The following is a 24,827-nucleotide window of genomic DNA, read 5'->3' on the forward strand; positions in this document are numbered from 1 at the left end:
GTTGATCATTCATCTGTCAGGCGATGACAGCATTATAATTAATAACCCGTCTGGACGGTATATTAATTATTTGTTTTTTTCACCTCGGTCAAACAGCAAGGGGACGCAAGAGATGCGGCCTCCCACAATGCGGCGCTTCTGCCGCGCATCACCGATTCGATAGTCTGATGACATCCGACAGCGCTCTCACGCGCGGCAAATTGATGCGCAATCAGTTCGGGATGTCCAATCAGAACGCAGAATCGCTCCCAGAACTTGGGCTCCAATGCCCCCAGGGCAACGGTGCCGCCCGCGGCCGACTCATACAATCGATAGCAGGGAAAGCGCCCCGAGAGAAATGCACTGAAGGGATCCTCCGGCACTCGGGCTCCGATCTTCGCCATCACATTCAAGTCGTCGAGAACATCGACGATACTGATGTCGATCCGGCGCCCGAGACCATCGCGCGATCGCGCCACCAACGCGGCAAAAATCTCCGCCTCGGCCGCGAGCACGCCGCCGACGATATCCCCGATCGGGAATCGTGGCAGCGGACCTGTCGGCGACAACCCAAGAGCATCGGCCACGCCGCTGGCCGCCAGGAAATTGATGTCATGCCCCGGCAAGGCGAAGGAATCTGCACGACGGGCAAAGCCATTGATCGAGCAGTAAATGAGTCCCTTGTTTTTGCCGCGCAGGCCCCCCTCGTCGATCCCCAGTTTGCCCAACGCTCCGGGCAAAAAAGTGTCGATCACGATATCGGCGCTCTCGCATTGGGCAAGCGCCACACCACGCTGTGCGCTGTCCCGCAAATCCAGCATGACGGTATCACCGCCGTCATGGAGCAACGAGTAAAGCAATGGCACGCCGTCGGCGGCGCGAAACATCGTCCTGGTCGGATCTCCAGCAGGGGGTTCGATATGCTGCACGTCGGCACCCTTGCGCATCAACCTGGCAGCCAGCATTGGCCCAGGCAGATTCAGACCGAAGTTCACCACCTTGATGCCGGACAAGCTGAGCGGTTTCATCAGGCAGCCCCCTTCAAGGCGACCGGCACCACGCCGGTGGAAAACATGTCGGCAATTGTCTGGTCATCGTATCCGAGCGACTCGAGAATCTGCTGCGCATGCTGAGCGAAAAAGGGCGGCGCCAGCCGATACTGCGGCCCCGTGCTGGAAAGCTTCACCGGCGACCCCGTGCCGACATAATCGGCAATTTTCACGATCATTTCGCGATGCAAGGTATGTGGATGCTCGGCCACCGCCGCGGCATTCGCCACAGCCCCGCACGGAACCCCCGCCCTCATGAGGTTCTCTGCGAGCATCGAGCCATCGAGATGCGCGAGCAATCGCTCGATTTCCTCTCGAAGCGCCCCGCTGTGCGCAAGCCGCTGCGCGTTGGTTTGAAATCGCTTGTCGACGGCCAATAAAGGCGCGCCCACGATTTCCGAGAATTTGGCGAATTGGCCGTCATTGCCAACCGCCAGGAAGACCGGCGAGGTTGCCGTGGGAAACAGGTCGTAAGGGCAAATGTTCGGATGTGCATTGCCTGACCGGCCGGCGGAGCGACCGGACAGATAATAGTTCGGCAGATGGGGATGCATCAGCGAGATGCCGGAGTCGTAGAGCGTCGCTTCGACGAACTGCGCGCGTCCGGATTTCTCGCGCACGTGCAAAGCCAGCAGAATGCCGATCACGGCGTTCATGCCCGTGACAATGTCGATGACCGGCGCGCCCATCCTGAGGGGCGGTGCATCGCGTTCGCCATTGACCGACATCAGGCCCGACATCGCCTGCACCACCGCATCGTAGCCGGGCATCGCTCCCAAGGGTCCCGTGGCGCCGAAGCCGGACACTCGGCAATGAATCAGCCGGGGAAATTTCTCCGACAGACACTGTTCGAAACCCAATCCCCACTTCTCCATCGTTCCCGGCTTGAAATTTTCGACCAGCACGTCCGCATCGGCCAACAGGTCCAACAGCACATCGCGCCCGCGTGGCTGTGTCAAATCCAGCGCCATGCCGAGCTTGTTGCGGTTGACGCCCATGAAATAGGATGACATGTCGCCCTCGAAAGGGGGCCCCCATGCTCGGGTCTCGTCGCCCTGCGGGGGTTCGATCTTGATCACCGTCGCACCGTGATCGGCCAGTAATTGCGTGCAGAAGGGTCCGCCCAACACACGCGATAGATCGACGACCTTGAGTCCGTGCAGCGACGTCATGACGTCTGTCCTCCCTCGACTCCATCGCCGCGGGCGACAACCCGCACGGCCTTGGATTCATATCTGGGCAAAACGCCTTCGCCGTGACAGACAACCTTGCATGACAGCCCGAGCCGCGCCTTGAGTTTGGTCTGCGCTTCCCGGGCGATCTCGGCGTCCGATTTACCGCAGCTCGATGCACGCTCGATGGCCACCTCGACCGAGTCAAGGTGACTGTCGCCTTTCGCGACGTAAATCTGCCAGGCTTCCTTGACCGTCCCTTCGATGCCTGTGATGACGTCTTCAATCTGCGATGGGTAGACCATGACGCCGCGCACTTTCAACATATCGTCGGAGCGCCCTACGATGCGGCCAATCAGCGGGAATCCACTGCGCCCACAGGGACAATCATATGGATGGTCGGACAGCCTGACCAAGTCGCGCGTGCGCCAGCGCACCACCGGCGAGGCTTCCTTTTCGAGCGTCGTGATCACGATCTCTCCAACCTCTCCGGGCTGAACGGGGCGAAGCGTGACGGGGTCAAGCACCTCCGTCATCACCGAGTCGTCGTTGATGAGATGCATTTCGTCCGCTTCGTGGGAATGCTCGCAGGACACCGCGAGAATCGGCCCCCCGGCCTCGGTCGTGCCGTAGATGTTGTGTGCCATGAAGCCCGCGGGCATCAGCGACTCCATCTCCCTGCGGTATGACGCTGACACAGACTGCCCGCCAAACAGTCCGCGCCGCAGATGCCAATCTCTCTTTGGGTCAATCCCAGCCTTCTCCGCAAGGGAAATAAGCGTCATGAGCCACAGTGGCGACATGGTCGTTGCCGTATAACGGTGGTCGCGCAGCCATTGAATTACCAACTCCCCGCGCCCGGGACCGATCGGGAAGTTGACGGCGCCATAGGCATGCAAAGCCTGATCCATCGATGTTCCGCCGATCCACATACCGTAACCGTAGCCCTGGTAGACGAGGTCGCCAGGAGCGATTCCCACGGTCCGGAAAATTCGGCTCAACTGTTTGACAACGGTCCGCTCCCAATCGCGGCGGGTAAAACCGAACAGCACGGGCAGGCCGGTCGTGCCCGAGGTCGCGCAAAAGCGCACCACGTCCTCAACCGGCACGGTCAGAAAGGGGAACGGGTAATGCGCCCTCACATCGGCCTTTTCGAGGGGCGGCAACGCACTGAGCGCCTGCCTGTCAGCGAGGTCTTGCGGGTGAAGTCCGGCCTTCCTGAAATGATCTCGCCAAACCGCGGAACCCGCCAGTCTGGCACCCAATCCAGCCAACTTGGCGGCCTGTATGCCCAACACGTCTTCCCGGGTCATGAAATCGCCGGTTTCATATTCTGCTTCAGCAGTCTCCATCGTTGTCTCCTTGTCCCAATAAATTTGGACATCTTTTTTTTAAAAAAACCTTCCTGGCAACACTCCTTGCCCGTCGCGGTTGCCCGACGCCGCCCACCGACACGCCCACGCTTGCGAAGCCGCATGGGAATCCGCCGGCTGGATCGTTCTACAGCGTTGCTTCGGTGCCGAAAATGGCGGTCGAATTGCTCGACATGTACCCGCCCGGAGCATGCGCGAGCGCGACCTCGGCCCCCTTGACCTGACGCGCGCCGCAATCGCCGCGCAGTTGCTGCACCGACTCGATGATCGTGTAGATTCCGAACATTCCCGGGTGTCCGAACGACAACCCGCCTCCATTGGTATTCATCGGGAACGTGCCGCCTGGATCGATGCGGCCGTCCGCCAGGAATCGTCCGCCATCCCCCTTCGCGCAAAAGCCCAGGTCTTCGGCAAACAGCACCGGCATGATGGTGAACGCGTCATAGAGTTGCGCGACATCCACGTCTTTGGGCGTGATCCCCGCCTGGTGGAATGCGCGCGCCCCGGATTGCACGGCACCCGTGCAGGTAAGGTCCGCCATTTGGGCAACGCTTCTGTGAGTCACCGATTCGCCCACGCCGAGCACATAGACCGGTGGTTGCCGGCAGTGTGCCGCACGCGCCGCGGACATTAGAATGACAGCGCCGCCGCCATCGGTGACCAGGCAACAATCGCGCACCGTGAATGGCGTGGCCACGTATCGCGCGCCGAGTACGTCGGCCACGCTGAGCTGCCGCTTGTCCAAGGCCAGGGGATTGAGCTGCGCCCAACGGCGCGCGGATACGGCGACTGCCGCAAGGTGCTCGCGAGTGGTCCCGTACTGGTGCATGTGCCGCTGCGCCATGAGCGCGTAAGCGGCCACCGGACCCGGGTAATCGTATGGCGTCTCATAGGGGTTGGGCTCGGAATGGGTCTTGAATTGGCCGCCCGACGACCGCTGAGTGCTCCCGTAAGCGATCAGCGCGACCTCGCAAAGACCGGCCGATATGGCCGCTTGCGCATGATTGAGATGAGCCACGAAGGACCCGCCGCCGACCTGCGTGGAGTCGGAATATCGCGGTTCAATGCCCAGGTACTCGCAAATGCTCAGCGTGGGCATGAACAACTGCAGCCCGGCCGCGAACACGCCGTCTATTTCATGCAGACGGATGCCGGCGTCATGCAACGCGTCGGCAATGGCCAGCGCCATCGCATCGAGCGGCGAGCTGCCCGGCGGCAACGCAGGGAATCCGCTCATGCCGATGCCAACAATTGCTGTCGAGCCACGCAGCGGCATATTCATCGCACCACCTCAAAAACGACGCGGTACTCGTCGGCCGTCGCCTCGAAGCCCGCGCGCACGCGCGAGCCGATCGAGAGCCCGGCGCAATCGCCGATGACCGTCGACATTAGCCGAAAACCCTCGTCCAACTCCACAATAACGATGGGATACGGCGCGCGGCCCTTCGGATGAAAGACGGTGATGGCATAGATGGCACCAAACCCGGCGCTGCATCGCCACTCCAGCGCATCGGGCCGCCCGCTCGGACCCACCTCGCGGGGGAAGAAGACCGGTACGCCGGCAACGCGATCAAACTGATACAGCAGCTTCCCGCTCGCCAGCCCTTGCAGGTACTTGCTTCTCGCTGATTCGATCGGCACGGGCATCATGCTCAGCGTCCGATGAAGACCGGGGACCGGCGCGCCTTGAATGCCTCGATGCCCTCCTTGCCGTCCGCCCCTTTCATCGCCTCGTCCTGCTTGCGCGCCTCGAGTTCCGCCATATCTTCATACGAGCCGGGACAGTCGAGAATTTCCTTGCTGGCGCCAAAGGCCGCCGTGGGTCCGGTCGAAATCGCCGTGGCGAGCGTCAGTGCTGCTCTTTCGAGATCCGCCGCGCCAACGCTACGATTAACGAGACCCATGGAGGCCGCTTCGCGGCCGCTCAGCATGCGTCCGGTAAATATAAGCTCCGCGGCACGATGTCTTCCGAGGCGCTCCCGCAAATAATGGTGACCGCCAGAGTCCGTCACCAGGCCAATCCTTCTGAATGGGCTGCCGAGCATCGCGTTGTCCGCGACGAGAGTGATATCGCATGACAGCGCCAGACCAAATCCAAACCCCAACGCCGGCCCCGCTACCGCTGACACCGTCGGAACCCGGCACGCTCTGACCGCGCCGAGCGCCGGATTGATATATTTCGATAGAATTTCGTAGGTGTCGTCTTTCACCGGATCGGCGTCCCTGAGGTCACGCCCGGCGCAGAATGCATCTCCAGCACCCATGATCAGGATGCAGCGCGCGCCGGCGTCCACGGCGCGCTGCATCGCGCGCCCGACCTCGACCATCTCGTCGACGCCAAGGCTATTCTTCACCTCCGGCTTGTTCAGGGTGATTCGCGCAACGTCGGATGCGATCGTCATGAGAATCGTGTCGGAACTTTTCAATTGGACCTCCCCCGGCAGCTCATCAGGATCTGCAGGTCACTGGTCAGCACCAACGTGTCGTTCTGGTTGTAGACGTTCCAGTTGAGCTTCAGAACGCCGTCCTTGCCCTGGCGCTTGTCCGTTTTTCCGATAACTTCGCCCTTGAGCCTTATGGTGTCTCCGATGAACGTCGGCGCAACGAACCGCAGCGCGTCGGTGCCGTAGTTGGCGACGATCGCCGGGGCATCGGGCGGCACGCCGAGGCCAGCCGCGATGGCATGTATCAGCAGCCCCGGCGCGATGCGCTGTCCGAAGCGGGTTTGCTCTGCATAGTGTGCGTTGGTATGAAGAACATACCAATCTCCGGTAAGCGCGCACCACTGAACAATATCGGTCTCGGTGACGGTTCTGCCCCGCGTTACGAAACGCTCACCGAGTTCGATCTCGTCGAAATACTTCGCCAGAAAGTTCATACCCGAATCTCCTTGTGGGAGCCCAGTATATATATAACCCGTCTGGACGGTCAATTAATTTAAAAATTTTAGAGAACCCCGTGAAGGCACATGTCGGCCGCCTTTTGCGCCAGATCCTTCAGGTTGAGTTTGCCCGTGGGTTCGTACCAGGTGTAAGTCCAGTTAAGCATGCCGTAGATCAGCATGGCATGCGTCGACGTGTCTATCCTGGACGCAAATTTTTTGGGGTTCAGCTCCTTCAGAAGCGCTTCCAGTTGCTTGACCAAACCCTGCTCTGCATGACGCACTTCGTTGAGCGTGGCTTCCGGCAAATACTCTGCATCGGCAAGCAGTACTTTGTGACGATCACGCGCCCCGAAATAGTAGTGCAAATGCGCAAGCACAAACTGCCTCATCTTCTCTTCCGGCGAAAGTTTCGACGCCGTGATGTCGCGAGCGATGATCAGCAAACCATTCACATGGTCGAGCAACATCGCCTCGAGCATCGCTTCTTTCGACGGAAAGTAGTGATACATGCGCGACTTCGATGCGTTGCACGCGGCCCCGATTTCTATGATGTTTGTATTTCTGAAACCCTTCTGCGCAAACAGGTGTGCCGCCGCCGTAAGGATTTCCAACTTGATGTCGTCGAAGTTTTCTGCCCGCGTCCGTGCCATGGCCCTTATCTTATCCGCGTTATGCCAATCCGCCATTCTAGCCGAATGCTCATTTCTCCCAGCTTCCGGCGAGGGTGCCTGAGGCGCGGGCGTGGTGCATGCCGCGCCCTGCGGATGGGAAGCGGCAACAGCGCTGCGGCCGAGCTCATATGAAATGCCTTATACCGCGTACAACACACCGGCATAAAAGCAAAAACCGCCCGGCCAAAATGGCGCGGGCGGTGCAGTCGGGGCAGCCGCTGGGGCCGGCCGATCAGAAGTGGGTGCGAATACCCACGCCATAGGTGCGGCCGCTCGACAAGCCGCTGATGTGGTCGCCGAAGTACGCCGCATACACGTCGGTGCGCTTGGAGAACGGGTAGTCATAGCCGAGCGCCCAGCTGTTGCGCCGGGTATCGCTCGCGCCGGTGCTCTTGGCATAGGCATACGAGGCCAGCACGCTGCCGGTGCCCAGCGGCACCGAGACGCCCAACTGGCCGCCGTTCATCGAAATATTGCCGCCGGTGATGGTGTCCTTGATGTACTGATACTGGCCGTACAGCTTGACGAATTTGAAGTCGTACGCCGCGCCCAGTTGCACGGCGCGCTGGCTGCTGAAGCCCGGGATCTCGCTGTTCAGGTCGCCCGGCGTATTGTCGAACTTGACCTGCTGGTACGCCAGGGTGGCGGAGAACGGGCCATGGAAATACAGCAGGTTGCCGCCCCATTTGTTCTGGCCCGCCTGGCCGGCCTTGTTGCCGAATGCGTATGCCAGATTCGCCGTCAGGCCACGGAAGTCGGGCGTCGTGTAGGCCACCGCGTTGCTCCAGCCGGAGTCGCCGACGATGCCCTGGCCTGAAGCGCCCATGAACGTCTGATAGATCATCGGCCCGAAGGTGTACGAGTCGATGAACGGGTTGAAGAGAATCGTCGAAACGAAATACGGCGTGGTCTCACGCCCCATCGTCAGGGTCCCCAGCGTGTCGCTCTGCAGCCCGACATAGGCATTGCGCGAGAAGGTGGTATCGCCGGTGAAGCGCCCGTACTGGCCGTTTTGCGGCAGGAAGAACCCTTCGATCTTGAACATCGCCTTCAGGCCGTTGCCGAGATCCTCGGTGCCCTTCATCCCCCAGTACGAGGTCGACATGCCGCCGCCGCCCTGCGTCCAGGCGGTGCCCGACTGGCCCGGGGTCTTGATCGCGCCGGCCCAGGCGTCGACCTGGCCGTACAGCATCACCGACGATTGCGCCAGCGCGCTGCCGGCCGACGTCGCCGCAATCAGCGCGCCCGCGAGATATTTCACAAATTTGCCGCTCATGCCGTCTCCTTGATTTTTTTGAATGAATATTGGCCCGTGCCACGACAACGTCGCGGTGGCAACGCGTGACTTCGGGCAACTCCCGGCAAGCGCGATGACCGCATCATTTCACCCAGCCCGGCAAAAGCTGAGCTGTGATTTTTGTCTTGCCTGAAGTTCGTTAATGTTGCGCGAGACGATCGCGAACGGCCATCCCGCGAAGTGTTATCGCAGGTATAGCGGATGCGATATAGGCAAAGCCGCGCCGATCAGGTAAGAATCGGCGCGGCTTTGTGGAAGGTTACCAGGGAAAAGCTGCGTGCAGACCGCGGCGGACCAAGCGGCGCGGGATCAATCGCGGCGCCCGCGCCCGCGCCCCATCAGGGAGCCTTCGGCCATCGAAGGCGGCCCGAAGCTGCGGGCCCGGTTATCGGCCGGCGCGGCCCAGTTCGGGTAAGCCTGCTGTCCGCGATCGGCATTGAAGCGCACGATGTCCTCACGCAGCGACGCCCGGTCCGGGCCATCGAGCAGGCCTCGCTGCCCCGGCCGCGCGTGCGCCAGCGGCGACAGCGAAGTGGCGCATAACAAGACGATTGTGAGAGACAGGCGATGGGCATTCATGATTAGGGGTCCACGATCCGACCGCAAACAAAGCGGATCGGCTCCCCTTTAATGTAGGTGCGCACCCTGCCGTTGTCGACTGTAAAGTTGTTAACAATCGGGTGGGGTTGCAACCGTTTGTAACTGCCGCCGGGTATGGCTTTACGACAGTTACTTCTTCTCCACGGCGATGGAGATCTGGCGGATCCGGTCGCCGCGTTCGGTGACTGAATCGATGGCGCTCACCGCGAAACTCACGGGTGCGCCGAACTTGCGAGTGACGGTCCGCCACTCCGCCGGCAGCTGGTCCGCGTGCGACACGTCGGTGCGCCGCACCAGCTCGGTCCGGGTACAGCGTGCCACCTGCTCGGCAAACACCTGGGCCGAATGGCGCATCACCGGCACGCTCTGCTCGCTGAAGTCCCACACGCATTCATAGGTCGGCGCCAGGCCAGGGCCACGGAATATCTGGCAGTCGCCTCGCGGCATCTGGTAGGTCGCCTGGAAGCTGGCGCCCTTGTCGTCTTTAAACAACAGTGGCCCGGTGATATCGGAAAAACCCCGCTGCGCGCTGCGCGCGAGATCGTAAATACCCTGGCACTGACCGGCGGCCCACGCCATCTGCGCACCGCATAACAGCACGACCACGAGTCCCCGAATGCACTTTGCTGCCGTTTTCATCGCTCGATCCAAAAAAATTGCCGCTCGATCGCGGCGCGAATATTCATTGTTTGCCGCCGCTCGCCGATCGGCTCGCGGCTCCCGGTTACGCAGGCCAGACAGATCGCATTGCATGGCCAGGCGCAATAACCGTTTTCTGACGGGGTATTGCGTCACCTTGCGCCTAATTCTAATGAAATTCGGCAACCGGTTCATCCAAATGAATGATGTCTCGCTCATAAAACCGCCTATACTTCAAATGCAGTTCTGCTGCTGGGTACTGCCTGCTTTGCGACCGGTTGCAGTACAACCGGAGGCGGCACCTCGTGAAGCCAAGTCTGCTTGGCATTGCCGGTCCGGCGCAAGTCCGGGCGCGGCGCGCCCTGTGGGGCAAAACCGGCGGGAGTACCGCCGGTTTTCTTTTTGGGCCTCCCATTAGGGCAAGTGCCGATTCCACGCATTTGGCCGATCTGAAACACTGGATTTACAAGAACTATAGCTGATGGGCACTCACTTCATACCAATGGAGTGTCTGTGGATACCGAAACCGCTATTGTGTGGTTGCTCAAGAGTCGACCTGCCTGGTCTTTTCGACTCCAGAGAATTATTGCCACCCCCACCCATCGCAACCCCGCCTGTTGCCGCCGCGCGCGGCCACCCCGACCGAGATCGAAAACGACGGCTGTCCGAGCGGCAGACCGATGGCGAGCGAACCCATCGGCCGCCTTACCGGTCAAAATTTCGACACACAGGAGGGCATCATGATCGGACTCGCCAAACTACTCGATGGCCTGATGGTGCTGTATATCCTCGCGGCAACCGTATTCGGCGTGCGCACCAGCCATGTGCATGCCGACGACCTGCTGGCCAGCATTGTCGGCGCGCTGCTCGGCGTGACGCTGTTGATCATGCTGGCGCTGCCCTACTATCTGTCGCTGACCACGCTGAGCACCTTCCACGAGCGCCGCGCCAAACTGGTGCGCTGGCTGCACCGGATGCTGATCGCGCTGGCGCTCGGCACCATGGTGCTCGCGCTGATCAACGGCTTTTCGCCGATGCGCATGATGCTGCTGCTGATGCTGGTGATCGCCGTGTCCGTGGTCAATCTGCTCGCGCTGGCGCAGCGGCGCGCCCGCGACCACCGGCTGGGTTATTCCTGAGTTCTGCCGGCGCGCTGGAGAGCCGGCGCGATTTCGGCTTTGTATTTAATTAAATCGTGAATTAATATGAAGTCATGCGCCCCCCAGCCTCCATACCCGTGCCACGCCGGCCGGGCCGACCCGCCAACCAGCCCGGCAACGATCATCGCGACCGCTTGCTGGACGCTGCCACCGCCCTGTTCGCCAGGCAGGGCGCGGCGGCCACCTCGCTGACCCAGATCGCTCGCGCGGTCGAGCTGACCCCGGCAATGGTGCATTACTACTTCAGAACCCGCGATCAATTGCTCGATGCCGTGGTCGACGAGCGTATCGGCCCGCTGATCGAGCGCGTCACCGGTCCGGCACTGGACAACGGCGCCGAAGCCCAGGGCGCGGTCGAGATGATCGTCGGCCTGGCACGGCGCATGCTGCAGACGGCCGAACAGGCACCCTGGTTTCCGCCGCTGTGGATACGCGAGATCGTCAGCGACGGCGGCCTGCTGCGCGAGCGCATGCTGCAGCGTTTCGCGTTGCCGCGCGGGCAGGTCATCGTCACACGCATCGCGGCGGCCCAGGCCCGCGGCGAAATCAATCCGGCGCTCGAGCCGCGCATGGTGTTCGTCTCCGTGCTCGCCCTCACGCTGCTGCCGCTGGCGACCGCGTCGATCTGGCGTCGCCTGCCCGAGCCGGGGCACCTCGATACCGACGCCCTGGCGCGCCATGTGAGCGCACTGCTCACCAGCGGTCTTGGCACCCCACCCACGGAGCGCGACAGCTCATGAGCCACCCGATCAATCTGTCTCGCCTGGCACGTTCCCTGGCACACTCCCTGGCGCTGCTGCCAGCCCTCTGGCTGGCCGGGTGCGGCAAGCCGACGCCGCCCACCTACCAGGGCTACGCCGAAGGCGAATTCGTCTACGTCGCGTCGCCGCTGGCCGGCCGGCTCGACCATTTGTGGGTGCGGCGCGGGCAAACCATCGGCAACCACACGCCACTGTTCGCGCTCGAAGCAGCCGACGAGCTTGCCGCGCAACAGCAGGCGCAGCAGCAACTGCAAGCGTCCGAGGCGCAGCTTGCCGACCTGCGGCTCGGCAAGCGGCCCGCCGAATTGGCAGTGGTGCGCGCGCAGCTTGCCCAGGCACGGGCCAACGCGCGGCAGGCCGACCTGCAATACCGGCGCGATGCCGGACAGTTCAAACTCGGCGGCATCTCGCAAGCGCAGCTGGAGGCCAGCCGCGCCGTGCAATTGGCCGACGACGCCAAAGTGCGCGAGCTGAGCAGCCAGTTGGCGGTGGCCCGACTGCCGGCGCGCGCCGACCAGATCAGGGCGCAAACCGCACAGGTGGCAGCCGCGCGCGCGGCGCTTGCGCAGGCCACCTGGAAACTCGATCAGAAGACCGTCGGCACCACGCAGGCCGGGCTGGTGTTCGACACGCTGTACCGCGTCGGCGAGTGGGTGCCGGCCGGCAGCCCGGTAGTCTCGCTGCTGCCGCCCGGCAACATCAAGATCCGCTTCTTCGTGCCCGAATCGGTGGTCGGCGCACTGCGCATCGGGCGCGCGATCGCCGTGCATTGCGACGGCTGCGGCGCCGCGATTCCCGCCAGACTCACCTACATCTCGACCGAGGCCGAATACACGCCGCCGGTCATCTACAGTAACGAGACCCGCGCCAAGCTCGTGTTCATGGTCGAAGCGCGCCCGGACAAAACCGACGCGCCCCGCTTGCACCCGGGTCAGCCGCTCGAGGTAACGCTGCGATGATGCCCGCGCGCACGGCCCCGGACGACGGCTATGCGATCGACGTGCATGGCTTGAACAAGCATTTCGGCGACAAGCACGTCGTGTGCGACCTCACCATGCAGGTGCGGCACGGCGAGATCTTCGGTTTTCTCGGCCCCAACGGCAGCGGCAAGACCACCTCGATCCGCATGATGTGCGGGCTGCTCACACCCGACAGCGGCCACGGCACCTGCCTGGGCTTCGATATCCTGCGCCAGCGCGAACAGCTCAAGCGCCGCGTCGGCTACATGACGCAACGCTTCTCCTACTGGGACGATCTCTCGATTCGCGAGAATCTCGATTTCGTCGCGCGGGTCTACGGCATGCCGCGGCGCCGCGAGGCGGTCGAGCGCGCTCTGGAAAATCTCGGCCTCGCGCAACGCGCCCATCAACTGGCCGGATCGCTCTCGGGCGGCTGGAAGCAACGCCTGGCATTGGCCGCCTGCATGCTGCACGAGCCCGAACTGCTGCTGCTCGACGAACCGACCGCCGGGGTCGACCCCAAGGCCCGGCGCGACTTTTGGGAAGAGCTGTATCAGCTGGCTGCGCGCGGCATCTCGGTGCTGGTCAGCACGCATTACATGGACGAAGCCGAGCGCTGCCACAAGCTGGCATATATCGCCTACGGCAAGCTGCTCGCGCAGGGCACCGCGGCCGACGTCATCGCCGGCCAGCAACTCAGCACGTTCTCGGTGGCCGGTCCCGACCTGGCTGCGCTCAGCCAGCGGCTGGCGGGCCAGCCCGGGGTCGACCAGACCGTCGTGTTCGGCGGCGCGCTGCACGTCACCGGGCGCGACCGCGCCGCGCTCGAGGCCACGCTGCAGCGCCTGGCCGCGCACACCGACTACCGCCCCACACCGATCGACACCGGCCTGGAAGACGTGTTCATCCACATGATGAACCGCTCGGCCGACAACTTCGGGAGCACGCCATGAGCTTTTCCTGGCGCCGCTGGTGGGGCATCGTGCTCAAGGAATTTTTGCAACTGCGGCGCGACCGGATCACCTTCGGCCTGATCATCGGCATGCCGTTGATCCAGCTGATGCTGTTCGGCTATGCAATCAACACCGATCCCAAGCACCTGGCCACCGCCGTCATCGCCGCCGACCACAGCCCCTTCACGCGCACCTTCCTGGCCGATATGAGCGCCTCGAACTACTTCGACTTCGTCGGCGAGCTGCCCAACGAGGCGGCCGGACGCGAGGCGCTGGCGCAGGGGCGGGTGCAATTCGTCGTCAGCATTCCGGCCGACTTCACGCGCAAATTGCTGCGCGGCGAACACCCGGCGCTGCTGGTCGAGGCCGACGCCACCGATCCGTCGACCATCGGCAACGCCGTCGCGGCACTCGTGCAGTTGCCGCAGTCGCTCTCCGACAAGGATCTGCACGGCCCCCTCGCCCCGTTGGCCGCGCGCGCGCCGCCCTTCGAAGTGCGTGTGCACAACCTCTACAACCCCGAGCGCATCACCCAGTACAACATCATTCCGGGCCTGATGAGCGTGATTCTGACCATGACCATGGTGATGATGACCGGCCTGGCGATGACCCGCGAGCGCGAGCGGGGCACGATGGAAAATCTGCTCGCCACACCGGTCGAGCCCATCGAGGTCATCACCGGCAAGATCGTCCCCTACGTATTCATCGGCCTGGTACAGGCCACCATCATCCTGCTGGCCGCCAAATTTCTGTTTCGGGTGCCGTTCGTCGGCAGCATCGGCTCGGTGTATCTGGCCACGCTGCTGTTCATCGCCGCCAACCTGACGGTCGGCATCACGCTCTCGTCGCTGGCGCAAAACCAGTTGCAGGCGGTGCAGCTGACGTTTTTCTATTTCCTGCCGAGCATCCTGCTCTCGGGCTTCATGTTTCCGTTCCAGGGCATGCCGGGCTGGGCACGGGTCATCGGCAGCGGCCTGCCAATGACGTATTTCAATCGGCTGATCCGCGGCATCCTGCTCAAGGGCAACGGCTGGGTCGACCTGTGGCCCAACATCTGGCCGCTGATGGTCTTCACCGTCATCGTGATGAGCGTGGCGGTAAAGTTCTACCGCAAGACACTTGACTGATCGAGTAACGACCATGCGCGCTGCCCGCTTCTCCCGTGCGACCCTGCCAATGCTCGTGATGCTTGGCGCACTCGCCGGCTGCACCGCCGGGCCCGACTTCAAGGCTCCCACGGCGCCGCGCGTGGCCAGCTACGTGGCCGGCTCGCTGCCTGCGCGCACCGTCTCGGCCGACGCACCCGGCGGCCAGGTGCAATATTTCGTGAGCGATCAGAGAATCGCCGCGCAATGGTGGACGCTGTTTCACTGTGCCGCCCTGAACAAGCTCGTCGAGCAAGCCCTGCGCGACAGCCCGACGCTGGCACAGGCGCAGGCCCGCCTGCATCAGGCCCAGCAGGCGCTGGCCGCGCAAACCAGCGCGTTCGATTACCCCAGCGTCAACGGCACGCTGTCGACTGCGCGCCAGCAGATCAATACGCGCGCGATGGGCCTTGGCGCGGCGCCGAATCCGGGGCCGTTCACCCTCTATAACGCTTCGGTCGGGGTAAGCTACACGCTCGACTTGTTCGGTGCGCAGCGGCGCGCGCTCGAGGCGTTGCGCGCGGCGCTCGACTATCAGCGCTTCGAGCTCGCAGCAGCACGCCTGACGCTTGCCGCCAATGTGGTCACCGCGGTGGTGCGCGAGGCGTCGCTGCGCGATCAGTTGCGCGCCACGACGACGATCGTCGACGCCCAGCGCAGCCAATTGCGCATCACCGAGGGCCGCCACCGCCTGGGCGCGGTGCCCGAGCTCGACGTCATCGCCCAGCGCAGCCAATTGGCGCAAACCGAAGCCACCCTGCCCGGCCTGCGCCAGCAGCTCGCGCAAACGCGGCATCTGCTGGCGGTCTACCTTGGCGTGCCGCCCGGCGCGGCGCGCCTGCCAGCCATCGAGCTGGCCGAGCTGCACCTGCCGACCCGGCTGCCGCTGGCCCTGCCGTCCGAGCTGGCACGCCAGCGGCCCGACATTCAGGCCGCCGAAGCGTTGTTGCATCAGGCCAGCGCCAATGTCGGCGTGGCCACCGCCAGTCTCTATCCGCATATCAGCCTGAGCGCCTCGCTGGGCACTGAAGCCACCGGCCTGCGCGACGTGTTCGGCCCCGCCTCGGGCGTCTGGAATCTGGGCGCCGCGCTCACCCAGCCGCTGTTCCACGGCGGCGAGTTGCGCGCCCGCCGGCGTGAGGCCGTGGCCGCCTACGATCAGGCTGCCGCCGCTTACCGCCAAACCGTACTCGCCGGACTGCAGAACGTGGCCGACACACTGCGCGCACTGCAAGCCGACGCGCAGGCGCTGCAAGCGCGCGCCGACGCCGCCGCGCAGGCCGAACGCACCTACCGTATCACCCAGGGACAATATCGCGCCGGCGGCCTCAGCTACCTGGCCGTGCTCGACGCGCAGCAGCGCGTGGCCCAGGCACGGCTGGCGCGCATCCAGGCCACCGCGCAGCGTTACGCCGACTCGGCCGCGCTATTGCAGGCGCTGGGCGGCGGCTGGTGGGCGCCGGGCGCGCCCGACTAGGCGTCGGTCACCACCTCGAGCGCGCCGCCCAGCATCTGCCGCGCGCTCATCTCGAAGGCCTCGAGCTCGGCGCTCTTGAGCCGCACGCGCAACGTCACGGCCTCGCCATAGCCGACCTCGAGCACCTGCGCGCCGCTTTTCTCGCACAGGCGGCGCAGCGCCGACTCCGCCGCGAAAGCCACGCGGTAGGTCCGCTCGACAGTCGGTTCGGCCTGCACCAGCGTAGCGCGCTTGAGCGCTTCGCTGATCGCCTGCCCGTAGGCGCGCACCAGCCCGCCCGCGCCGAGCTTGATGCCGCCGTAGTAACGCACCACCACACCCAGCACGTTGTTCAGGCCCTTGTGCATCAGCACGTTGTACATCGGCTTGGCGGCCGTGCCCGACGGCTCGCCGTCGTCGTCGAAACCCGACGCGCCCTCGCACAGCAGCACCCAGCAGTAATGCGTCGCGCCGGGCCATTGCGCGCGGATCTCCTGCAGCCGCTGGCGCGCCTCGTCACGCGTGCTCACGGGCAGCACCATGCCGATGAAACGGCTTTTGCGGATTTCGATTTCGGTTTGGACGGGTGCGGCTAATTCAGGCACGGCGTAGCTCGCGCAATAGTGACGCGCTAGGGTATCAGCAATCGGCGGTATCGAAGACGAATGACAATTGCGGTGCAGGCGCCACGTCGTCGCCCGACGGCGCCAAGCGCCTGGCCGCCGTGCGCGTGCGAGGCTGGCGCGCCGCACGGGGAGCTCGCGGCACGGCCGCCGGCGGAGGCGCCAGGCGGAATTCGCGGCCGTACCCCAGTTCCACCACCCGCGCCTTGCCGGCGCCCAGATGCCGGGCGAGGATATCGTGCACGTCCCGGTCGAACGCGACCACCGGCGGCGCGGCGGCCAGCACGTCGGCAACGCCGGCCTCGTCGCGCGCCGAGCCGAGGTAGCTCCAATTGTCGATCACATGCCATTGGCGCTCGTCGCGCGTGCGCGGCGCCTGCTCGACCACGGCGATCGGCCCCGCATAGGGCCAGGCCCGCATGGCATGCGGCGCGAGCGCGGCGCGCAAGCGCTCGGTGTGCGCCTCGCGCGCTTCCTCGCCGACGCAAGCGCCCTTGCAGCGCTTGATCTGATACGCAAAGCAGGCGCGCCGCCCATCGGCTTTCTCAAGACCGAGCAGGCCGTGGCACAGCTGATGCGCGTCGGCCAGCTCGCGCAGCCCGGCTTCGGCGCGCGCCTTCGAGACGAACGGCCCGAACAGCGCCGCGGCCTGGCCAAAATCGACCTGATGCGCATACACCAGTTCCGGCGTGTCGCTGTCGGGTGCCAGGCGCCACGCGCACAGCCCCGCCTGGCGGCGCAAGCGGCGGTTGTGCGGCGGCGCAAACTGCTTGATGAGCTGCGACTCGAGCAGCAGCGCACCGATCTCGCCCGCGGTCGGGCGGTACTCGATGCGGCGGATTTCCTGCGACAGGCGCAGATCCTTGGCGACCCGGTGATCGCCCGAGAAATGCGAGGCGACGCGCTGCTTCAGATTCACGCTCTTGCCGATGTAGAGCAGCAGATCGTTCTCGCCATAAAAGAGATAGACCCCCGGCGTGGCCGGAATCTCGTCGAGCGACCCTTCGGGCAATTGCGGCGGCGTGCTGGCGCGCTTGATCAGCGACTTGACCGCCGCGTCGATCAGCTCGACCGAATACAGGCCGTGAATGCGCTGCCAGAATTGCCACAGCAAATCGGCATCGGCCAGCGCGCGATGGCGCCCGGCCGGCTCGAGCCCGAAACGGGCGATCAAGGCGTCGAGCCCGTGCCGCTGCACCGACGGGAAAAGATGGCGCGAGAGCCGCACCGTGCACAGCACGTCGGCCTTGAACTGAATGCCGGCGCGCTTGAACTCGTTTTTCAGGAATCCGTAATCGAAGCGCGCGTTATGCGCGACGAACAGCTTGCCCTCGAGCCGCTCGGCGAGCGCCTCGGCCAGCGACTCGAAGCTCGGCTGGCCGCTTACCATGTCGTTGGTGATGCCGGTGAGTTGCTGGATGAACGGCGGGATCGATTCCTGCGGATCGACCAGCACGCTCCAATGCTCGACGCCGGCACGGCTGACCTCCACCACGCCGATCTCGGTGATGCGGTCGTGCGTTGCGTTGCCGCCGGTCGTCTCCAGATCGACGAACACGATCGGGCGCGTCAGGCGTTCGGCCAGCGCTTGCGCATCCAGGACTTCAGGCGAGGAAAATTCTTCGGAGCTCACAACTCGGGATCAGAGGGGGCAGCAATCCAGCGATTTTACTGCCAGCGCCTTCCTCGCGTGGCGCGCGCACCGAAATTCACGCCGCAGCCCCCTAGCCGTGGGCTGCGCGGCTGTCGGCCGGCGCCTGCTCGCGCGCGCTCATGCCGTAGTCGCGCACCACGCCGGCGATACGCAGGCGGTAGTCGGCGAACACACCGCCGCGCCCCATCGCCTGCGCCTGCCGGTGCGCCTCGACGTTACGCCAGGCCGCCACCGCCGCCTCGTCGCGCCAGAACGACAGCGACAACAGCTTGCCGGGCTCGCTCAGGCTCTCGAAGCGTTCGATCGAGATAAAGCCGTCGATACGCTCGAGTTGCGGGCGCAGGCGCGCGGCCGTCTGCAGATAAATATCGCGTTGGCCGGGGGCCGGAACCACTTCGAAAATCACGGCAATCATGGCAAGTCTCCTGTTCATGCAAATCGATTGGCCGGCCGCTTACGGGTGGAATTGCGGCAGGCGGATATTGCCCGAGCGGCGATAGGCGAACGTTCTGCTCAGCGCGGCCGGGTCGAGCCCCGCGTGCAGCAACTGTTCGACCGCGGAGGCGGCGATGGTCACAGCCAGCATCTCGCCCGGGCACGCGTGCACACCGGCGCCGAACGTCCACGCACGGCGCGCGGCGCGCCGCGGCAAGAACGCGTCGGGCGAGGCATTCGCCGCCGGGTCCCGATTGGCCGCGGCCAGTACGACCAACAACGCGGCGCCGGCCGGTAATGTCTGGCCAGCCACCGTTGCCGCTTCGGCAGCGAAGCGGCGGGTGTTCTGCACCGGCGCGTCATATCGCACCACTTCCGCGACCACCTCGCGCAACGCATGCCAATCGTGCTGCGGCGATTGCGACAACGACGGCTGCCGGCCCAACGCAAGCAGCGTGTTGCCGATCAAGGCGGCCGTGGCTTCATAGGTCTGCGAGAGCAGGCCGATGCCATTGGCGACGACGATATCCGTTGGCAAGCGCCCCATGGCCTGGGCCGCATCGGCCAGCGCAACCAGGTAAGCGCTCGTCCTCGTGCGCAGCAGCGCATGAAAAAGCCGCTGCAGATGTTCGGCCGCGCGCGTGCCGCGCACCACGGCCGCCGTATCGGCCAGGGGCGACAGGCAGCCGACGAAGTCATCGGTCCAGGCGGCCACCTCGTCCAAATGGTCGTCCGGCACGCCGAGCAGATGCGCGACGGCGCGCGCGGGCATTTCGCGCACGAACGCGTCGAGCCCGGCCAGATCCGCCGCCGGCCGATGCTTGCCCAGCAGCGCCTGGGCCGATGCCAGGCCAGCCGTGCGCGCGGCCTCCGGCCCAATCGCCGCGAGCGTCGAGGCCAGTGCCTGCTTGAACGGGCAATGACCGGCGCCGTCGTTCATGCGCACCAGACGCCCGAAAATCTGCCCCGCCGCCGTGTCCTGCAACGCCTTGGGCACGGGCTCGGCCGGCGGCCTCACACGCAGCGCGGGATGCCGCAGCGCGGCCTCGACCGCTGCGGCGCTGGCCGCCACCCATAGGCCGAGCGAGGCATCGTGCCACAGCGGGGGGCGCGCGAGCAGCTCACGATAGTAGGGATACGGGTCGTCGTGGGTGACGGCGGCGATCGGGTCGGACGGCGACATGCTGGAAACTCCGGCGAAATGTGGCGAGGCGGCAGAAGGGCCCTGTTGTCCGACAGTATCCGCGGTGCCATCGGCACCATGTTTCACTGCGTATTGAAGCGTCGCCGTCAATCGATGGCGCGCGCTTCCAGGCAGGCGCCGATCTCGGCAATCAGCCGCTCGGCCCAGCCGCGCAGCAGCCGATTCGACGGCGCCGCCAGGCTCGAATACGCGACGATGCGGTACACCCTGCCGCGCGGCAGCTTGGAGACGCGCGCCGGGTCCAGCCAGGCATCGTTGTTCACCAGCAGGCGCAGTGTTTCCAGGCCAATCAGGATCGGCCAGGCGCAGGCCAGCCGCAAGCGCAGCGAGGTGGGCGGAATCGCCAGCATATAGTCGACGGCGGCGCGGAAATGCGCCAATGTCCGTTCGACGAGCTCGCGCAGCAGCGGGCGCGCGCGCTGGGAGGCATCCGGCAACAGCAGTTCGGCCGGCGTCAAACCCTCGTGCGCCAGCATCGTGGCGGGAAGGTAACAGCGGCCGATGCGCAGATCCTTGCCGCAGTCGCGCAGGATATTGGTCATTTGCAGCGCCTTGCCGAACCGGATGCCACGCGACATGATCGACGCCTGCTCGCCGCCGAAGGTGCCAGGCACGTGCGCATCGGTCATCCGGGTCCAGAACTCGCCCACGCATCCGGCCACGAGGTAGGTATAGCGGTCGAGCTCCTCGTCATCGCGCAGAGCCGCGATGCGCCCCGAATGCTCGTCGGGAAAGGTTCGGAGGTCGAATTCCATGCCGGTGCTCAGGGTCGACACGATATCGCGCACTGCCGCGCGATCCGCTTCGCTCAACTGCGCCAGGACTGCCAATGCGCAGCCGAGCGACTCCAGCAAGACCTTTTCGTCCGATACCTGGCGCGGTGCCACATCCGCCGCAAGACGGCGCGCGAAGGCCCCGCCGTCGTCCGCGCCGTCGACCTGGGCGCGCAGCGCCAACAACAGCTGCAGGCGCTGCTCGGGCGCGATCAGCGTGGTATCGGCGATGGTGTCGGCCGCGCGCGCCAGCAGATAAGCCAGGCCGACCGGGTCACGCATGCCGGCGGGCAGCACGCGCAAAGTCAGATAAAAGGAGCGGGAAACCCGCTTGAGCAGCGGGCCGAGAAGAAAAGCGCGGTTGGGCGTGGGCATCGACGGTATCGGATCGGTCTGGAACGCATCTGGCGGCTGCCGCATTGTAGCCGGCCAGCCGCGTGTTGCCCTATTGGCCCGAGCGTTCCCGCAGCGACGCGGGGCATGCCTGGTTCGGCCGATACATCGGCCGGTGCCGCGAACCAGGCATGGGCAGGGCTCAGAAGTCGGGCAGCTCGCGCGCGCGCAGGTCGAACACCAGCACTTCGGCCTGATCGCCATCGGCAAACGTCAGGGCGCGCTCGTCGCGCACGCGCACGCCGTCACCGGCCGACAGCGCCACGCCGTTGAGCGTCACGTTGCCGCGCGCCACATGCACATAGGCGTAGCGGTTTTCCGGCAGGCTCAGGGTCGCTTGTTCGCTGCCATCGAACAGCCCCGCATAAACGCGCGCATCCTGGTACAGGCCAAGCGAGCCGTCGGCGCCGTCCGGCGACATGATCAGGCGCAGCTTGCCGCGCTTCTGCTCCACCGGAAAATTCGTTTGCTGGTAGCGGGGCGTCACGCCAGCCCGATCGGGCACGATCCAGATCTGCAGCAGATGCACCAGCGCGCTGTGCGAATGGTTGAACTCGCTGTGCGCGACACCGCGCCCGGCGCTCATCGCCTGCACGTCGCCCGGACGAATCACCGACCCAGTGCCCATCGTGTCCTTGTGCTCCAGCTCGCCCTCGAGCACATAGGTGAAGATTTCCATGTCACGGTGCGGGTGGGTGCCGAAGCCCTTGCCCGGCGCGATGCGGTCGTCGTTGATCACCAGCAGATCGGAGAACCCCATTTGCTTCGGGTCGTGATAATGCGCGAAGGAAAAAGTGTGGCGCGAACTCAACCAGCCGTGCTCGGCTACACCGCGCTCACTGGCTTTGCGAATTTCCAACATGGTTCTCTCCTTAGGTTGTTCTGCGACGCCGTAGTGAGCATCGCATCCGTGGAGCCAAGTTTATCGTTTCAAACCGGAAACACAATCCGCAAAAATAGCTTTTACCGTTACAAAAACGGAACAATCCCGCGAAGCCCCACGGTCAGAACGGCTACCGCGATGAAACGCGCCCCGCCTGACCTGCGAGTCATGCCTGCAGCTCGGCAATCTCGATCAGGTTCAGGTCGGGGTCGCGCACGTAGACCGAACGAATCGGGTGCGTCGCGCCGGTGCGCGCGACCGGCCCCTCGACGATCGGCCAGCCCTTGTCGCGCAGCCGCTCGATCACCTGTTCGAGCGGGATCGACGCGATAAAGCACAGATCGAGCGCGCCGGGCACCGGCACATGCGCCTTTGGCTCGAACTCGCTGCCGCGCACGTGCAGGTTGATTTTCTGGTTGCCGAAGCGAAAGGCAAGACGCCCCTGCCCGAAGGTTTCGAGCTGCATGCCAAGCACTTCCGTGTAGAAGTGCGTGGTCGCCGCCGGATCGACGCAGGTCAGCACCAGGTGGTCCAAATGATCGATCATGATGGCCTCATCGGATTGTCGAACGAGCCTCTTCAGCCGGCGCACGCCTGGGCGCCCGGACGGGCATGCAGGTCCAGCCGGCGGCCCGCCTTGAGCACCTGGCCGGGCACCTCGTGGCCCACCAGCGCAGGCAGGCGGCGCGCGGCCTGCAGCAGCGCAGGCAGGTCGATGCCGGTGTCAAAGCCCATCAGGTCGAGCATGTGCACCAGGTCTTCGGTACAGGCGTTGCCGGTTGCGCCGGGCGCATAGGGGCAGCCCCCCAGCCCGCCGAGGCTGGCATCGAAACGGTCGATGCCGGCCTCGATCGCGGCCAGCGCGTTGGGCAACGCCATGCCGCGCGTGTTGTGGAAATGCAGCGTCAGTTCGAGCGCGGGAAAGGCCTGCCGCACGCGCTCGCACAACTGCCGCACCTGCGTCGGATAGGCCATGCCGGTGGTGTCGCACAGCGTCATGCGCTCCACCCCGAGCGCGCAGAAGCGATCGGCCAGGCGCAGCACCTCGTCCTCGTCGATGTCGCCCTCCATCGGACAGCCGAACACCGTCGAGAGCGACACGTTGATCGCCACCGGGCTCGCCTGCACCGTTTTTATCACCTCGCTCAGTTGTGCCAACGATTGCTCGCGGGTCATGCGCAGATTCGACTGGTTATGCGTCTCGCTGACCGACATCACCAGATTCACTTCGTCGACCGCGCACGACAGCGCGCGCTCGGCGCCGCGCACATTGGGCACCAGCACCGTATAGACCACGCCGGGCACGCGCCTGATCTGCTGCATCACCGCTTCGGCGTCGCGCAGCGCCGGGATCGCGCGCGGCGAGGTGAACGAGGTCACCTCGATCTTGGCAAAACCGCAGTCGCTCAACGCATCGATCAGCGCGACCTTGTCTTCAGTGGGAATGAATGCCGCTTCGCTCTGGAAGCCGTCGCGGGGCGCGACCTCCTGCAGGTAAAGACGTGGCTGGGGGGAAGTCATGACAGTCCTCGCAAGAATTCAAATAATGCCGCGCGCGCGCCAGTCGGCCAGCGTCTCGGGCGCGACGCCCATGGCGGAGAGCACTTCGTCGGTGTGCTGGCCCAGCGTCGGGGCCGGCGCGCTCACCTGGCCGGGACTCGCGCTCAGCTTGGGCAGCACGCCCGGCAGCTTGACCGGCGTGCCGTCGGGCAACTGGCTCTCGAGAATCATCTCGCGCGCCTGGTAATGCGGATCGGCCGCGATATCGGCCACGTCGTAGATCTTGCCGGCCGGCACGCGGGCTTCGGTGAGCGCCTGCAGCACCTCGTCGAGCGAGTGTTCGGCCGCCCACTCGCCGATCGCGGCGTCGATGCGCTCGACTTGCTTGACGCGGCCGTCGTTACGGGCCAGTGCCGGGTCGTCGGCCAGATCGCGACGGCCGATCTGGGCCATCAGTCGGGCGTAAATGCTGTCGCCATTGCCGGCGATCAGCGCGTATTTGCCGTCCTTGCAGCGGTACGCATTACTCGGCGCAATGCCCGGCAGGCTGCTGCCGGCCGGCTGGCGCACCGCGCCGAACACCGAGTATTCGGGCAGCAGGCTCTCCATCATGTTGAAGACCGACTCGTACAGCGCCACGTCGACCATCTGCCCTTGCCCGTCGTTCTGGTCGCGATGGCGCAGCGCCAGCAACACGCCGATCACGCCGTGCAGCGCCGAGAGCGAGTCGCCGATCGACACCCCCACGCGTACCGGCGTGCGGCCCGGCTCGCCGCTCAAATGACGCAAGCCGCCCATCGCCTCGCCGACCACGCCGAAACCCGGGCGGTCGCGGTACGGTCCGGTCTGCCCGTAGCCCGACACGCGCAGCATGATCAGTCGCGGGTTGATCTCGTGCAGCGCTTCCCAGCCCAGCCCCCAGCCCTCCAGCGTGCCGGGCCGGAAGTTTTCGATCAGCACATCGAACTCGCCGATCATTTGGCGCACCAGTTGCTGCGCTTCGGGCTGGCGCAAATCGAGCGTCACGGATTTCTTGTTGCGCGACTGCGCGGCCCACCAGACCGAGGTGCCGTCGTGCATCAGGCGCCATTTGCGCAGCGGATCGCCCCCCTCGGGCGGCTCGATCTTGATCACTTCGGCGCCGAACTCGGCGAGCATCTTGCTGGCAAAGGGGCCGGCGATCAGCTGGCCCAGCTCCAGCACGCGAACACCTTTGAGAGGAGTGGACATGACGGTCTCCATGGATGGCTATCGAATATCGCAG

The 24,827-nt window shown here is 64.8% G+C and carries 26 protein-coding genes; 6 read left to right on the forward strand and 20 right to left on the reverse strand.

From position 1 onward, the window contains the following. Positions 1–62: 62 nt before the first annotated feature. The 11 genes from PATSB16_RS17000 to PATSB16_RS17050 form a co-directional block, all read right to left on the reverse strand. On the reverse strand, positions 63–992 hold the full coding sequence (locus PATSB16_RS17000) for a CoA transferase (protein WP_169834628.1): 930 nt from the start codon (positions 990–992) through the stop codon (positions 63–65). Between the two features lie 14 nt (positions 993–1,006). Further along, positions 1,007–2,200 (reverse strand): CaiB/BaiF CoA transferase family protein, encoded by a 1,194-nt coding sequence (locus PATSB16_RS17005; protein WP_047215238.1) that lies wholly within the window; start codon positions 2,198–2,200, stop codon positions 1,007–1,009. Beyond that, complete coding sequence (locus tag PATSB16_RS17010; RefSeq protein ID WP_047215239.1) at positions 2,197–3,552, reverse strand: phenylacetate--CoA ligase family protein; 1,356 nt, start codon at positions 3,550–3,552, stop codon at positions 2,197–2,199. The genes PATSB16_RS17005 and PATSB16_RS17010 overlap by 4 nt, the downstream gene beginning before the upstream one ends. Positions 3,553–3,700: 148 nt before the next feature. Continuing rightward, positions 3,701–4,855 (reverse strand): acetyl-CoA acetyltransferase, encoded by a 1,155-nt coding sequence (locus PATSB16_RS17015; RefSeq protein ID WP_047215240.1) that lies wholly within the window; start codon positions 4,853–4,855, stop codon positions 3,701–3,703. Next, positions 4,852–5,223: a Zn-ribbon domain-containing OB-fold protein gene (locus PATSB16_RS17020; RefSeq protein ID WP_047215241.1), complete on the reverse strand. Its 372-nt coding sequence runs from the start codon at positions 5,221–5,223 to the stop codon at positions 4,852–4,854. Before PATSB16_RS17020 ends, PATSB16_RS17015 begins: the two co-directional genes overlap by 4 nt. A 2-nt stretch (positions 5,224–5,225) precedes the next feature. Beyond that, complete coding sequence (locus tag PATSB16_RS17025) at positions 5,226–5,975, reverse strand: enoyl-CoA hydratase/isomerase family protein (protein ID WP_047215242.1); 750 nt, start codon at positions 5,973–5,975, stop codon at positions 5,226–5,228. 20 nt (positions 5,976–5,995) lie between these two features. Next, positions 5,996–6,451: a MaoC/PaaZ C-terminal domain-containing protein gene (locus PATSB16_RS17030; protein ID WP_047215244.1), complete on the reverse strand. Its 456-nt coding sequence runs from the start codon at positions 6,449–6,451 to the stop codon at positions 5,996–5,998. 68 nt (positions 6,452–6,519) lie between these two features. Next, positions 6,520–7,143 carry a TetR/AcrR family transcriptional regulator gene (locus PATSB16_RS17035; RefSeq protein ID WP_237170250.1) on the reverse strand — a complete coding sequence of 208 codons (624 nt, stop codon included), beginning with the start codon at positions 7,141–7,143 and terminating at the stop codon, positions 6,520–6,522. A gap of 217 nt (positions 7,144–7,360) precedes the next feature. Further along, positions 7,361–8,404, reverse strand: coding sequence for a porin (locus PATSB16_RS17040; protein ID WP_047215246.1), 1,044 nt, complete (start codon positions 8,402–8,404; stop codon positions 7,361–7,363). Positions 8,405–8,734: 330 nt separating this feature from the next. Next, positions 8,735–9,004 (reverse strand): hypothetical protein, encoded by a 270-nt coding sequence (locus PATSB16_RS17045; protein WP_047215247.1) that lies wholly within the window; start codon positions 9,002–9,004, stop codon positions 8,735–8,737. Positions 9,005–9,154: 150 nt separating this feature from the next. Continuing rightward, the gene (locus PATSB16_RS17050; protein WP_156884790.1) at positions 9,155–9,664 is read right to left on the reverse strand and encodes a hypothetical protein; all 510 of its coding nucleotides are present in this window, start codon (positions 9,662–9,664) and stop codon (positions 9,155–9,157) included. 740 nt (positions 9,665–10,404) lie between these two features. Between PATSB16_RS17050 and PATSB16_RS17055 the strand changes: the two genes are divergently transcribed. The 6 genes from PATSB16_RS17055 to PATSB16_RS17080 all read left to right on the forward strand — a co-directional run bounded on the left by PATSB16_RS17055 (position 10,405) and on the right by PATSB16_RS17080 (position 16,119). Then, the gene (locus PATSB16_RS17055) at positions 10,405–10,803 is read left to right on the forward strand and encodes a hypothetical protein (RefSeq protein WP_156884792.1); all 399 of its coding nucleotides are present in this window, start codon (positions 10,405–10,407) and stop codon (positions 10,801–10,803) included. Positions 10,804–10,877: 74 nt separating this feature from the next. Next, positions 10,878–11,564, forward strand: coding sequence for a TetR/AcrR family transcriptional regulator (locus PATSB16_RS17060; RefSeq protein ID WP_047215250.1), 687 nt, complete (start codon positions 10,878–10,880; stop codon positions 11,562–11,564). Beyond that, positions 11,561–12,544 (forward strand): HlyD family secretion protein, encoded by a 984-nt coding sequence (locus tag PATSB16_RS17065; RefSeq protein WP_083566826.1) that lies wholly within the window; start codon positions 11,561–11,563, stop codon positions 12,542–12,544. Before PATSB16_RS17060 ends, PATSB16_RS17065 begins: the two co-directional genes overlap by 4 nt. Next, positions 12,541–13,497, forward strand: a complete 957-nt coding sequence (locus PATSB16_RS17070; protein WP_047215251.1) for an ABC transporter ATP-binding protein — start codon at positions 12,541–12,543, stop codon at positions 13,495–13,497. Before PATSB16_RS17065 ends, PATSB16_RS17070 begins: the two co-directional genes overlap by 4 nt. Further along, the gene (locus tag PATSB16_RS17075; RefSeq protein WP_047215252.1) at positions 13,494–14,624 is read left to right on the forward strand and encodes an ABC transporter permease; all 1,131 of its coding nucleotides are present in this window, start codon (positions 13,494–13,496) and stop codon (positions 14,622–14,624) included. The genes PATSB16_RS17070 and PATSB16_RS17075 overlap by 4 nt, the downstream gene beginning before the upstream one ends. Before the next feature lie 13 nt (positions 14,625–14,637). Further along, positions 14,638–16,119, forward strand: a complete 1,482-nt coding sequence (locus tag PATSB16_RS17080) for an efflux transporter outer membrane subunit (RefSeq protein WP_047215253.1) — start codon at positions 14,638–14,640, stop codon at positions 16,117–16,119. On the opposite strand, the gene PATSB16_RS17085 is transcribed toward PATSB16_RS17080, so the two are convergent. The 9 genes from PATSB16_RS17085 to PATSB16_RS17125 form a co-directional block, all read right to left on the reverse strand. Next, positions 16,116–16,703, reverse strand: coding sequence for an IMPACT family protein (locus tag PATSB16_RS17085; protein ID WP_047215254.1), 588 nt, complete (start codon positions 16,701–16,703; stop codon positions 16,116–16,118). The two genes, PATSB16_RS17080 and PATSB16_RS17085, sit on opposite strands and share 4 nt — an antisense overlap. A 34-nt stretch (positions 16,704–16,737) precedes the next feature. Next, positions 16,738–18,354 (reverse strand): 3'-5' exonuclease family protein, encoded by a 1,617-nt coding sequence (locus PATSB16_RS17090; protein ID WP_047215255.1) that lies wholly within the window; start codon positions 18,352–18,354, stop codon positions 16,738–16,740. Positions 18,355–18,445: 91 nt separating this feature from the next. Then, positions 18,446–18,790 carry an antibiotic biosynthesis monooxygenase family protein gene (locus PATSB16_RS17095; protein ID WP_047215256.1) on the reverse strand — a complete coding sequence of 115 codons (345 nt, stop codon included), beginning with the start codon at positions 18,788–18,790 and terminating at the stop codon, positions 18,446–18,448. A gap of 39 nt (positions 18,791–18,829) precedes the next feature. After that, positions 18,830–19,993, reverse strand: coding sequence for a cytochrome P450 (locus tag PATSB16_RS17100; RefSeq protein WP_047215257.1), 1,164 nt, complete (start codon positions 19,991–19,993; stop codon positions 18,830–18,832). A 107-nt stretch (positions 19,994–20,100) separates the two neighbouring features. Then, complete coding sequence (locus tag PATSB16_RS17105) at positions 20,101–21,162, reverse strand: phytoene/squalene synthase family protein (RefSeq protein ID WP_047216691.1); 1,062 nt, start codon at positions 21,160–21,162, stop codon at positions 20,101–20,103. 160 nt (positions 21,163–21,322) lie between these two features. After that, the gene (locus tag PATSB16_RS17110; RefSeq protein WP_047215258.1) at positions 21,323–22,042 is read right to left on the reverse strand and encodes a pirin family protein; all 720 of its coding nucleotides are present in this window, start codon (positions 22,040–22,042) and stop codon (positions 21,323–21,325) included. A gap of 187 nt (positions 22,043–22,229) precedes the next feature. After that, complete coding sequence (locus PATSB16_RS17115) at positions 22,230–22,610, reverse strand: VOC family protein (protein ID WP_047215259.1); 381 nt, start codon at positions 22,608–22,610, stop codon at positions 22,230–22,232. 32 nt (positions 22,611–22,642) lie between these two features. Beyond that, positions 22,643–23,584, reverse strand: a complete 942-nt coding sequence (locus PATSB16_RS17120; RefSeq protein ID WP_047215260.1) for a hydroxymethylglutaryl-CoA lyase — start codon at positions 23,582–23,584, stop codon at positions 22,643–22,645. 18 nt (positions 23,585–23,602) lie between these two features. Further along, complete coding sequence (locus PATSB16_RS17125; RefSeq protein WP_047215261.1) at positions 23,603–24,793, reverse strand: CaiB/BaiF CoA transferase family protein; 1,191 nt, start codon at positions 24,791–24,793, stop codon at positions 23,603–23,605. Positions 24,794–24,827: the final 34 nt, after the last annotated feature.

It is taken from the genome of Pandoraea thiooxydans, assembly GCF_001931675.1.
GTDB classification, from domain to species: domain Bacteria; phylum Pseudomonadota; class Gammaproteobacteria; order Burkholderiales; family Burkholderiaceae; genus Pandoraea; species Pandoraea thiooxydans.